This is a genomic window from Syntrophomonas sp., from assembly GCF_028707975.1.
GTDB lineage: Bacteria > Bacillota > Syntrophomonadia > Syntrophomonadales > Syntrophomonadaceae > Syntrophomonas.
This window is the reverse complement of record NZ_JAQVZX010000013.1, coordinates 24,955-37,813: the sequence shown is the minus strand read 5'-3', so window position 1 is coordinate 37,813 and position 12,859 is coordinate 24,955. Positions and strand designations below refer to the sequence as shown.

Sequence of the window (12,859 nt, the reverse complement as noted above, 5' to 3'; positions counted from 1 at the left end):
CGGCTTCCTTCAGATTCCGCGTCGCCGCGGACACCCTTGCCCTTGGCTATGTGCTTGGCACTATCAACCCGCACTAGGGACTTTCACCCATTAGACTGCGCCCATGCCGGGCACACCATAAAGATAAAGAGCGGATTACCGCTCTTTACCTGCGCAGACCCAACCGGGTAACAATACTCCGATAGCGCTCAAAGTCTTTTTTCTTAAGATAATCTAAAAGCGACCGGCGCTGTCCTACCATTTTCAGCAATCCTCTTCTGGAATGATGGTCTTTGGAATTTATTTTCAGATGTTCATTCAGGTAATTTATTCTTTCCGTAAGTATAGCAATTTGAACTTCCGGTGAACCGGTATCGTTCTCATGAATCTGGTAGGTCTTAATTATTTCCCCTTTTCTTTCTAGAGATAATGACAAGTTTTCACCTCCTCTGCCTGATAATCGCCATCGGCCAAGGAAAACGCTGGTGAAATCGTTAGCCCTAGCCTGAGGTTCTGACTCTTTATAAATCCAATCCTAATTTTATACAATCATGGCTTGATAAGCAAGGCCTATCTTATGTTTATGTTGATGAATGCTAATACCAATTCCTAACCTAAAGTTTCTGAATCATCCCATTATTCTATTTTCTATTATTTTCTATCGACTCATAAATTCTTATAGCCTGCTCGCGGTCAATTTTAATCTGTTTAATCAGTTCGTCTACGCCGCTGAATTTTCTTTCATCTCTAATTTTTTGGAGAAAATACAGCCTTATATCTTGTCCATAAACCTGTCTATCAAAATCTATTAAATTAGCCTCAACTGAAACGGGATACTCCTGATGAAAGGTAGGCTTGCTCCCAATGTTCACTGCCGCCCCAAAATTCTCGCCTTCTATCTCTGCGAAAGCCGCATATACCCCTTTTCCGGGTATATTTAGCTCCGCCCGAATTCCCAGATTGGCCGTAGGGAAACCAATAGTTCCCCCTCGCTTTTCCCCTTCAATTACTTCCCCTTCAAGCATGGGACAGTAACCCAACATTTCCCGGGCTAATTGGATATCACCGGCATCCAAGGCCCGGCGGATAATGCTGCTGGATACTACCTGCCCATTGACTTCTACCGGGGGAATAATATTAACCCGAAAAGTATATTTTTTTCCCAGCTCTTGTAAAAGTTGAGGCGTACCCAGGCCTTTGTGCCCAAAAGAATAGTTAAATCCCACAAATGTTTCTTTAATTTGCAGTCTCTCCACCAGTATGGTTTTTGCAAATTCTTCCGGGGAGCACCTGGCTATGGCCGAATCAAATCTGTTGTAGATCAGTTTATCCAAACCCAATTCCTTCATTAACTCCGCTTTTCGTTTTGCGCTTACCAGAAGTTTGGGAGCCCGGCTGGGATTAAGTACCGTAGCCGGGTGAGGTTCAAAAATAAAAGCCGCCGCGATGCCCTTGCTGGCTCGGGCCTTCTGCACCAAATCACCTATCAATCGCTGGTGCCCCCGGTGTACCCCGTCAAAATTGCCCAGGGCCAAAAACAACGGATCTTCATTATTGGTATAATTATCTATTTCTCTTACTACCTCCATACCGCAACTCCTTCTATTTCTTCGTTAGGGTTACCTTTAATTGTCCCCTCACTCATTCACCAATCTTAAACACCCGGCAGGGCTCAAAAACGGTTTTGTCACTATAGTTTTTTGTTTTGGCAATAGCCAGCAGTTGTCCTTCCGGCGAATAGAGCCTCACCCGGGGAAACAGCATCTTGGCAGTTCGGCTTATCTGATTTCCGTTTATTATAGCAGACATTTCTTCGGTTCTTACACTAATAAGCGGCATATTTTTTAAAGGGTAATCCATGGGCAGTAAGGCCTGGCTCAGATTTTCCGGTTTCTCCAGAATATAATCCAGGCTTATGGCCCCCTCTATCTTGAAGCAAGCGGAACGACTACGACATAAACTGGACAAATAGGCTCCGGTGCCTAGTTCCTGGCCTATATCATGACATAGTGTGCGAATATAAGTTCCTCGGGAACAGCTTACCCGCAAACATAGCTGCGGAAATTCCCGCTCCCAATAACTATCCAACAGTTCCAACTCAAAAATCTCAATTTCTCTTGCTTTTCTCTCTACCTCCAGACCCTGACGGGCTAGTTCATAGAGTCTTTTGCCTTCATGATGGACGGCTGAGTACATGGGCGGAATTTGCCTGCTCTTACCGCGAAACAAAGCCAGGACCTTTTCCACTTGGCCCGGCTCTACCTTTCTTTTGCTACTGTATGTAATTTCTCCCCAGGCATCCTGGGTATCGGATAAAGCTCCCAGGGTCATGGTGGCTAAATATTCCTTGGTCTCATCCTCCACAAAAGCAATTATTCTGGTGCCCTGGCCGATTGCTACGGGCAGAACTCCTTCAGCCATAGGATCCAAAGTACCCAAATGCCCCAACTTGTATTTTCGAGGTAGAGATCTTTTAAGCTTTCTTATAACATCAAAAGAAGTCATACCCTGGGATTTGTTGATGTTAAGAAACCCATCCAAAAATCAGATCACATCCTTAACCGCTAGAATTACTGTAGACTTTACTTCCTCCAGCTTACCTTCGCACTGGGCTCCTGATGCCTGCCTGTGGCCACCTCCGCCAAATTTTTGGGCCAGAGCAGCAACATCAACCTGTCCCCGTGATCGGAAGCCGACTTTAATCTTTCCTGCCGGCATTTCACGAAACAAAATCCCTACTTCCACTCCTTCAATCATACGAGTATAGTTGATAAGCCCTTCCGGATACAAGTCTTCCGCCCCGATATCCGCCATTTCCTGGTAGGGCAGGCTCATCCAGGCTATTCTGCCGTCAGCAGTAAAATCTAAATGTTGCAGAGCCCTCTGCAACATTAATAATTCTTTTCGCGACTTGGATTCAAAAAGGTTTATCCTGGCAAGATTGACACTGGCACCAAAATTGAGCAACTCAGCGGCTATTCTCAGGGTTTTACCGGTAGTATTGGCATTTAAAAAACTTCCCGTATCCATAATAATACCGGCCAAAAGAGCATCCGCCATAGCCGCGTTGATATTTACTTGCATATGCAGAAGCAATTCAGTAATTATTTCGGCAGTAGCCGCAGCACTGGCATCAATATAGTTAAAATCACCAAAGAAATTATTACTTTGGTGATGATCGATGTTAATACTGCAGTTCCTATGCTGTATGAGAGCGAAGGTTTCCTGGCCTACCCGCTGTTCATCCGAACAATCCAGAAAAATGAGGTTGGGGGGTTGAGACTGTATTTCTCCAGGCTGTTTCACCTGTTCCACCGCAGTCAGGTAGTGGTAGATCGGGGGAACAGGGTCGGACAAAAGAATTCCAACCCTTTTGCCCATGGCCTCAAGTCCCAGGTATAAGCCCAGTAAAGAACCAATACAATCTCCATCCGGGGCTTTATGCCCCACGAGTAAAAAGTCATCGCTGTCCTTTATTTTCCTGGCGATTTCTTTTAAATCATTCATTACTACCTTTAGCCTCTTCCTCTTCTCTAATTTCTTCCAGGAGGGAGGAAATCCTTATTCCATGTTCTATAGAGCGATCCAGGCGAAATTCCAGTTCTGGAGCATGGCGCACCTTTAGCTGCTGGGCTAGAGCGCTCCTGAAATAACCTTTGGCCTTTTGCAGGGCTTTCATCGCCTCTTCCCTCTGGCTTTCATCCCCCAATATACTGATATTTACCCGGGCATGGCTATAGTCATTGCTGAGATCTATTCGAGTTATGGAAAGGTTTTTAAATTCGATACGAGGATCCTTTATCTCCTCCTGAATTATCTGGGATAAAACGCGCATTATTTCCACAGACATTCTTTCCTGCCGGCGTTTACTCATATATATACCCACCTTTCTTACTAATCCCCATGCCCGCAACCTTAATAGTGACACCCGAAGGGTGAAACACCAGGACGGGAGATTAGCGCGGTACCCCTTGAGCCGCAAGACAAGCCGCAGGTGTTGCCCATGCGTAGCGCCCTGTCGAGTACAACTGATGCTCCACCCTTCGGGTGTCGCTACGTAGGTAGCTGAGCGGTATATTTATGCAAGCTAATGCATATTTATGACTTTTTGCAGTGGAATCATAGATGTATTATGATATATATCAAAAGGACCGTCCCCTATGCAAGCCTATAATTCTCTAGGGATTTCCTCCATGGTATAGGCTTCAATAATATCTCCTTCCTTGACATCATTGAAATCCTTGATTCCAATGCCACATTCATAGTTTTCCACTACTTCTTTGGCATCATCCTTAAAGCGTTTTAGCGAGGCCAGGTTGCCCTCGTATACAATTACTCCATCTCGCAAGACCCGCACACTGGCATTTCTCTGAATCTTTCCGTCAACAACATAAGACCCGGCGATAACTCCCACATTAGGTACTTTGAAAAGAGCCCGAACTTCAGCACGACCCAGGAACTTCTCTTTGTATTCCGGATCCAGCAGGCCGCTCATGGCTTTTTTAACATCCTCAATAGCCTCGTATATGACCCGGTACATGCGAACATCTATCTTTTCTTCTTCAGCATATTTTCTAGCCTTACTATCCGGTCTTACATTAAAGCCAATAATTATTGCATTGGAAGCAGATGCCAACATAACATCGGTTTCGGTAATAGCACCTACCGCTGAATGGATTACATTTACTTTGACTTCGCTGGTCGCCAAACGCAGTAGCGATTGCCGGAGAGCTTCTACTGAACCCTGGACATCGCCTTTTATAATCATTGTAAGTTCCTTAACCTCGGCATCCTTCATCTGCTGGAAAAACTCATCCAGAGAAACTCGGCTGCTTTGTTTTTGTTCTTCAATCTTCTTTTCACTCAATCTCAGACCGATGATTTCCTTGGCTACTTTTTCATCACAGACCCGAACTTTGCCACCAGCCTCGGGTACACCGGACCATCCCATTATTTCGACCGGCATGGAGGGCGATGCCAACTCCACCCTTTTACCCCGATCATCAATCATAGCCCGCACCCTGCACCAATTGGTTCCACAGATTACATAGTCCCCTATCTTGAGGGTTCCATTCAATACCAGTACGGTGGCTACCGCTCCCCTTCCTTTATCCAGCTCTCCTTCGATTACCAGACCATAAGCAGCTCTATCCGGATTAGCCCTTATTTCATTCATTTCCGCTACCAATAAAATCATTTCCAACAGGTTTTCGATTCCTTCTCCACTTTTAGCTGAGACCGGAACAAATATGGTATCTCCACCCCATTCTTCAGGGACAATATTATATTCCGTTAATTGTTGCTTGAGTCTTTCCGGGTCAGCTTGCGGTTTATCTATTTTGTTTATTGCTACCAGAAAAGGAACCTTGGCAGCCCTGATATGGTTTATTGCTTCAACCGTCTGGGGCATTACCCCATCATCCGCCGCTACCACCAGGATTACAATATCTGTGAGATTAGCCCCACGAGCTCTCATGGCAGTAAAGGCCTCATGTCCAGGGGTATCGATAAAGGTTATCTTATTGTCTTTTATCGTTACCTGATAAGCACCAATATGCTGAGTAATACCCCCCGCTTCTCCCGAAACCACATTTGCCTGTCTGATACGATCAAGCAGGGAAGTTTTACCATGGTCTACATGTCCCATTACTGTGACAACTGGCGGGCGTGCCTTGAGTTTGACATCATCATCTACATCAACAAGTTCTTCTAGTATCTTCTCTTCTTCGGAAAGCTCTCGTTCAACTTTAACATCATAGAGGCTGGATACTATCTCCGCAGTTTCATAATCAATATTTTGGTTAATAGTAGCCATGATTCCTAATTCCATTAATTTCTTCATTATTTCAGCCGGATTCTTATTAAGCTTCTCGGCTAAATCTCGAACCATTATGGAGCCTTCAATACTTATGCTTTCGGGGGTATGAAATTCCATGCTCTCCTTTTTGCGCTTGTGTTTCGTTTTCCGGCCCGGGCGACTGTAGTCTTTACTCTGGTGCTGAACCGCAGCAGGAGTGTTTCTCCGAACAACTTTCTTGTCACCTGCAGTTTTGGGGCCACTGGGTAATGGTCTTGAACTTGCTTCCCTGGTCTTGTTCTCACTTGTTCGCTCCGGAGATGATACTGGCCTGGGGGTATTATTCGGCACTGCTCTCTGGGGGGTTCGCTTGCCGCTTGCTCCGGGAGCTCTATTATCTGGTCTGCCAGTTGCTCCAGGAGCTCTGTTGTTTGGTCTGCCACTTGCTCCGGGAGCTCTATTATCTGGTCTCCCAGTTGCTCCAGGAGCTCTGTTGTCTGGTCTGCCGCTTGCGCCGGGAGCTCTATTATCTGGTCTCCCAGTTGGCCCGGAACCTCGCTGCTCTGGTCGCGCTGTTGGCCGAGGCGCAGTGTTGTTCCTCGGGCTAGTCGTTTCTTTGCCTGATTGAGGGCTGATTGGGCGTCTTTCATCCCTTTTTGGAGCTGCTTCTCGGTTTCCAGAATAATCGCGCCTTTCTGAACTGCCAGTTGGTCTGGAACCCTCTTGAGGACGCGAACCCGCACCAGGACTGGTGGAATTATGCGCCTGTATGCCTGGTCTTTTCTGGGGAGCTGACCTTGGTGCATCCCCGGAACGCTTTCCTGTGGCTTCATCCCCGGCAACTGGTTTAGTTGCTTGTTTATCGTTGCTCTCATCCTTGGCGCTTAAACGCTTCTTAACCCAGCTGGCCTGTGATTCCTCCACCGTACTCATATGATTTTTTACATCTAAACCCATTTTTACCAGAACTTCAACCATTTCTTTGCTAGCAATTCCCAGTTCCTTGGCCAGTTCATGTACTCTTATTTTTGCCATTCAACCACCCCCGTGCTTACTTTTGCTCCGACAGCCTCCAGCGATTTTATCAGGGACTCAGCCATTCCCTGGTCATTTATCGTCACGGCAACCCGGTATGCCTTCCCTATGGAAGCCCCGATCTCATACTTGTTGCCCAATATGATCCAGGGAATCTTCTGTTTCTGACAACTGCTGATCAAGCCCTGCTTGGTATTTTCCGCTATATCATTGCTAATAATTAACAGAAACGCTCTTCGCCTTATTATACTGGATTTTGCCGCCAAAGCTCCTGAAGATACCTTTCCGGCCTTCTGGGCAAAACCCAAAACAGCATAGCTTTTTTTCAAACTCTCACTCACCTTATTGACCAGGCTTATTCTGGTCTATTTGTTCTCTAATCTTTTCCATTACGCCAGCAGGTATATCCTGTTCCAGGGCCTTTTGCAATCTCTTTCCCTTGATAGCCTGCTTAATACACTCCGGTTCAGGACAAATATAAGCCCCCCGACCGGGCTTTTTGCCCGTGGTATCCAATTCAATTTCCCCCTGAGGGCTTCGTACAATCCTAACCAGTTCCCGTTTATTCTTCATTTCCCGGCAGCCTACACACATTCTCTGCGGCTGTTTACGAATCCTGGTCATCTATTTCATTCTCCCCGGTATTTACTTCAGTCCCATCCTGTTCCAATATCTCTTCATCTATCTCTTCATCTATCTCTTCATCTATCTCATTATAGTGATCATTCACCTGGCTCTCACTTCTTATATCCACTTTCCATCCGGTAAGCTTGGCGGCCAGGCGGGCATTTTGACCCTCTTTTCCGATAGCTAGCGAAAGCTGGTAATCCGGTACAACAACCCGGGCTACTTTATCAGCCTCATTGACATTTACCAAAATCACCCGGGAAGGGCTTAAGGCATTGGAAATATACCTTTCCGGATCTTTGTCGTATTTAATGATATCTATTTTTTCTCCACCCAATTCGGAAACGATGTTTTGTACCCTCAAGCCTCTGGGTCCTACACAGGCACCCACCGAGTCAATTTTATCATCCAAGGAATAGACGGCTACTTTAGATCTTGCTCCTGCCTCGCGAGCTATAGACTTTATTTCCACCACTCCATCATATATCTCCGGGACTTCCATTTCAAACAAACGCCTTAAAAAATAGGGGTGGGATCTGGATACAAATATATTAGGCCCTTTGGATGTGTTCTTGACTTCATGAATATAAGCCTTAATCCTCTGTCCAACTTCGTATCTTTCCCCGTAGATTTGATCTGAAGCCAGCATTATTCCTTCCGTACGACCCAGGCTGATATATATGGTTTTGGATTCAATCCTCTGAATAGTACCGGCTATGATTTCGCCCTCTCTTTCCAAAAACTCTTCATATATCAGACTTCTCTCTGCTTCTCTCAGTTTCTGTATTACTACCTGTTTGGCCGTCTGAGCCGCGATGCGCCCGAAATCAGATGGCGTAGCTTCAACATAGACCAGGTCTTCGGCTTTGCAGTCCGGATAGAGTTCCTTGGCTTCTTCCAAGGACATCTCCAAGCGGGGATCTTTCACTTCATTGCTGATCTTCTTCTGAGAAAAAACCTTGACTTCACCATTAATCTCATTAAACTCCACACTTACATTCTGGGATATCCCAAAGTTCTTCTTATACGCAGTGCTCAAGGCTGACTTTATGGCTTCCACCAGAGCCCTTTTAGGAATACCCCGTTCTTTCTCTATGTCATTCAATGCCTGTACCAGTTCATTAGACATTGCGTTTCCTCCTCTTAAAATTCTGGATGCAACCTGATTGCACTTATCATGTCACGAGGCACTTTAGAAAGCTCTCCTTCGCTCTCCACCACTATGTTTTCGCTATCAAAACCCCGCAATATACCAGTTATCCGTAGTGGTCCCGGGTATGATTTCAAGGTTTTAAGCTTAACCCGATATCCGGAAAAGCGTTCCCAATCCCGCTCCTTTTTTAAGACCCGATCCAAACCCGGAGAAGAGACTTCGAGATAATCGTAGGAAATATCCTCTTCATCAATGCCCTCTTTTATGGCACGATTGGCTTTGCTACACAACTCCAGATCAACCCCGCTGTCTTTATCGATAAAAACACGCAAGATCTGCTCTTTGTTTTCCTTGCGGTATTCTATATCAACCAGCTCCAGTTCCAGTTCATTTAGTCTCTCTTCGGCTAGTTTTTTGATCCTAGCGAGGATTGTGGTCCGCTCTATTATTTCCACCCCCGGTTTTTCTTTATCTATTCTCAAATAGATAGATCCAACAATAGAAAAAGTGGGCAGGTACCCACTTTGTGGTTAATGGTATTAGTATGCTTGCGAATAGTATAGCATATTCACATAAATTAATTCAAGCCATTTGGCCATTGTCAAGCGTTATTTGTAGGTTAGCCAAAGAGACTGATTTGGCTGGTTTCCGGAAGATGATTCAGACAATCGAATTTTCGTAGTACCTCCATGGCAGTTTTGTTAAGCCGCGATCGCTGTTGGAAATCTTCCACGGAAATATAATTGCCCCCATCCCTTGATTCAATAATACCCTGAGCTGCAGCTGCACCCACATTGGGCAGTGCTGAAAAAGGCAATAATAGCGCATTGTCTGCAACCAAATATTTGTTGGCATCAGATTTATAAATGTCCACAGGTCGAAAGCTAAATCCCCGGGCATACATTTCCAGAGCTACTTCAAAAACGGGTAAAAGTTTTCTTTCCTTCTGGGAAGCAGACAAACCAGCTTTTTCAATCTCCTGAATTCTTTTTTTTAAGGCCTCATAACCCTCCAAAATAATCTGGGAATCAAAATCTTCCGCCCTGATACTGAAAAAACTAGCGTAGAATTGCAAAGGATAGTAAACCTTGAAATAGGCTATACGAAAAGCCATAGTGACATAAGCCACAGCATGGGCTTTGGGGAACATATATTCAATCTTCTGGCAGGAATCTATATACCAGGAAGGAACACTCTGCCCCACCATCAGCCCACATTCTTTACTATTCAATCCATTGCCCTTACGCACATTTTCCATGATCTTGAAGGCCTGCTTTTTATCCAAGCCCTTTTGAATTAAATAGCTCATTATATCATCCCGTGTACAAATGACTTCACTCAGGCTGGCGGTTCCGTCTTTTATCAGACTCTGGGCATTATTGAGCCATACATTGGTACCATGAGAAAGCCCACTAATCCTAACCAGTTCGGAAAATGTGGTCGGGCGGGTAGCCTCCAGCATTTGCCGCACAAAGCGGGTGCCAAACTCAGGAATCCCATAGGTTCCCACGCTGGAAAGAATATCGGCAGCTTCCAAACCCAGAGGCTCGACTCCAGAAAAGAGTTTCATGGTCTCCTTTTCGTTAAGTTTTATGCTGAAGGCTTTCTTTCCGGTAAGATCCTCCAGTTCCTTAAGTACAGTCGGATCGTCATGACCCAATATATCAAGCTTGACTAGTTGATCGCCTATTGCGTGATATTCAAAGTGAGTAGTTATTACCCCTGAATCTTTCTTGTCCGCAGGATGCTGCAGGGGGGTGAATTCCATAATGTCCCGATCCTGGGGCACAACTATCAAACCTCCAGGGTGTTGTCCCGTGGTCCTTCTTACCCCGGTTACCCCTTTAACCAGGCGATTAATCTCAGCATTCCTGAGTTCTATTTGTCTGCCTTCCATATATTTCTTAACAAAACCATAGGCGGTTTTTTCTGCAATAGTCGAAATGGTACCCGCCCGGTAAACATTCTCTTTACCAAACAAGTCCTCAACATACTGGTGAGCTCGGCTCTGGTAATCGCCGGAAAAATTGAGGTCGATATCCGGCACCTTGTCGCCTTCAAAACCCAGAAAGGTCTCAAAAGGAATATCAAATCCGTCCTGATGCATTTTGCCCCCACAATCAGGACAAGAGCGCTCGGAAAGGTCAGCCCCACAATTAGCAATACCATCACTTACAAAGTCACTAAACTGGCAGGAAGGGCACAAATAGTGGGGAGGAAGTGGATTGACTTCGGTAATCCCGGTTAAAAAAGCCACCAGGGAAGAGCCTACCGACCCCCGCGAACCTACTATATATCCATCCTGATTGGACTTTTCCACCAGTTTGTGGGCTATGAGATAAAGAACACTAAAACCATGGCGGGTAATAGCATCTAATTCCTTCACTATACGATTCTCCACAATGGGTGGCAGTTTTTCACCAAATAAAGAATGAGCCTTCTCCCAGCTTATCTGGGTAACCTCCTCGGCGGCGCTCTCAATCTTGGGGGGGTAAAAGCCCTCCGGCACCGGCCGTATATCCTCTATCATTTCCTCTATAAAGGCAGGATTATCGATAACCACAGCCCGCGCCTCTTCTTCGCTTAAATATGCCATTTCAGCCAACATTTCATCGGTGGTACGGAAGTAGAGAGGAGCCTGGCTTTCAGCATCCTCATAGCCCTGTCCCGCTTGAATAATCCGCCGGAATATCTCGTGATGAGGATCGAGAAAATGAACATCCCCAGTAGCTACTACCGGTTTCTTGAGTCTCTGCCCCAGTCGGATAATCCTACGGTTGATTTCCTGTAAATCTTCTCGTGACGCGATACTGCCTTCCCTTACCAAAAAATCATTATTATCCAGGGGTTGTATTTCCAGATAGTCATAAAAACCGGCGATCTCTTCAATCTCTTTCTCCTCCGCCCCTCTGACCATGGCTCGAAAAACCTCCCCCGCTTCACAGGCACTGCCCAGAAGAAGCCCTTCCCGCTTATTGATTAATTCCCGGCGGGGAATTTTGGGGTAACGATAAAAATAATCGAGGTAGGAAATACTGACCAGGTGATAGAGATTCTTCAAACCTCTTTGGTTTAAAGCCAGTAATACGATATGAAAAGGACGTTCCCTTTTGTCATCTTCGACCAAATATGCTTCGACACCATATATCACTTTAATTTTATATTTTCGGGCTGCCTTATAGGCTTCAGGAAAGGCCTGGATGCAACCGTGGTCAGTGATAGCAATGGCTGGATGCTGCCATTCCGCAGCCCTTTTCACTAGCATGGACACCTCCGTTAGACCGTCCATGGCACTCATCTTGCTATGGGCATGAAGTTCGATCCTTTTTTCGGCGGCTGTATCTTTTCTTTCTGGTTTTTCCAAGCGGATAAAGGCATCGATGAACAACACGGCTTCTTTGACATAGCTATCATAGCGAATACTCCCAGCGGCCTTTATCCAATCACCGGGCTCAATCTTATCATCCCCCAGTTTATTCAAAAAAAGTTTGGCAATAATACTACTGCCGTAATCACTTAAGTAATAAGCAACCACTATACTGTTGTCTTTCAAGCTGCTGATTTCCTTATGCCATACCTCGCCTTCAATAACTGCATTTTTCATGCCCTCTTGCAATTCCGATATTGTAATAGTCTTGCTGTTCTCCAGTAATTTTGTCCCGCCACTATTCCTTGCCAAGTAGCGCTTTTTTCTCCCTATGAATTCTTCCGTTCCTGTCAGGACTTCTACCTTTCTCCCTGCCAGCAGATAGTTGTCAGCAAGATCGTTTGTGTTGTTCTCAGTACATATAGCCCTTACCAAAACCCGCAGAGCATATTGCTGCCCCAGCCACTGGGAAAACCGGCTGCAGGTTTCCTTATCAATCAGGTTTTTATAGACATTCCTATCCTGAACCAGCATATCTATCCGATTCTCGTTAAAATGCCATCCCAGCGAGGCAAAAATTTCCTGATCAGACATGAAAACCTCTGACAAGATCTCGTTTTGCCGTAAGCGTAATATATTCTCCATTTGCTGGGCGAAATCTTTTAAGCAGGTAATGATTTCCAAACCATCTAGAAAAGGCAGGGCTTGTTTAAGTCTGTCGGTGCTTTGTTGTAGGACATCTGCAGGTAACGCTTCCGTTACTGCAACATAGAGCTTCCATTTCTTATCACTGCGAAAGACTTCCAGTTTCTCCACTGAAGAATCTCTCCAATACTTGCTCAAAGAACCGGTGGAATTAGAAATAAAGCTATAAAAATCTCCGTTTACCATTCCCCACTCT

11 protein-coding genes are annotated in these 12,859 nt (G+C 45.4%); all 11 read right to left on the bottom strand.

The features are described from left to right. Positions 1–145: 145 nt before the first annotated feature. A complete protein-coding gene (gene rpsO, locus PHP87_RS03305) occupies positions 146–415 on the bottom strand; it encodes a 30S ribosomal protein S15 (protein ID WP_299918398.1) in 270 nt (89 codons plus the stop codon). Positions 416–620: 205 nt separating this feature from the next. Beyond that, entirely contained in the window at positions 621–1,568 is a 948-nt protein-coding gene (locus tag PHP87_RS03300) for a bifunctional riboflavin kinase/FAD synthetase (protein WP_299918395.1), read from the bottom strand. Between the two features lie 52 nt (positions 1,569–1,620). Further along, complete coding sequence (gene truB / locus PHP87_RS03295; protein ID WP_299918393.1) at positions 1,621–2,520, bottom strand: tRNA pseudouridine(55) synthase TruB; 900 nt, start codon at positions 2,518–2,520, stop codon at positions 1,621–1,623. A gap of 3 nt (positions 2,521–2,523) precedes the next feature. Next, positions 2,524–3,486: a bifunctional oligoribonuclease/PAP phosphatase NrnA gene (locus PHP87_RS03290; protein ID WP_299918391.1), complete on the bottom strand. Its 963-nt coding sequence runs from the start codon at positions 3,484–3,486 to the stop codon at positions 2,524–2,526. Then, positions 3,479–3,853, bottom strand: a complete 375-nt coding sequence (rbfA, locus tag PHP87_RS03285) for a 30S ribosome-binding factor RbfA (protein WP_299918389.1) — start codon at positions 3,851–3,853, stop codon at positions 3,479–3,481. Before rbfA ends, PHP87_RS03290 begins: the two co-directional genes overlap by 8 nt. Positions 3,854–4,147: 294 nt before the next feature. Further along, on the bottom strand, positions 4,148–6,811 hold the full coding sequence (gene infB, locus PHP87_RS03280) for a translation initiation factor IF-2 (RefSeq protein ID WP_299918387.1): 2,664 nt from the start codon (positions 6,809–6,811) through the stop codon (positions 4,148–4,150). Further along, complete coding sequence (locus tag PHP87_RS03275) at positions 6,799–7,140, bottom strand: ribosomal L7Ae/L30e/S12e/Gadd45 family protein (RefSeq protein ID WP_299918384.1); 342 nt, start codon at positions 7,138–7,140, stop codon at positions 6,799–6,801. Before PHP87_RS03275 ends, infB begins: the two co-directional genes overlap by 13 nt. A gap of 13 nt (positions 7,141–7,153) precedes the next feature. Next, positions 7,154–7,435: a YlxR family protein gene (locus PHP87_RS03270; protein WP_299918383.1), complete on the bottom strand. Its 282-nt coding sequence runs from the start codon at positions 7,433–7,435 to the stop codon at positions 7,154–7,156. Continuing rightward, positions 7,419–8,567 (bottom strand): transcription termination factor NusA, encoded by a 1,149-nt coding sequence (gene nusA / locus PHP87_RS03265; protein WP_299918381.1) that lies wholly within the window; start codon positions 8,565–8,567, stop codon positions 7,419–7,421. The genes PHP87_RS03270 and nusA overlap by 17 nt, the downstream gene beginning before the upstream one ends. A 14-nt stretch (positions 8,568–8,581) precedes the next feature. Next, on the bottom strand, positions 8,582–9,073 hold the full coding sequence (rimP, locus tag PHP87_RS03260) for a ribosome maturation factor RimP (protein WP_299918379.1): 492 nt from the start codon (positions 9,071–9,073) through the stop codon (positions 8,582–8,584). A 137-nt stretch (positions 9,074–9,210) separates the two neighbouring features. Continuing rightward, positions 9,211–12,849: a PolC-type DNA polymerase III gene (locus PHP87_RS03255; RefSeq protein ID WP_299918378.1), complete on the bottom strand. Its 3,639-nt coding sequence runs from the start codon at positions 12,847–12,849 to the stop codon at positions 9,211–9,213. Positions 12,850–12,859 lie beyond the last annotated feature (10 nt).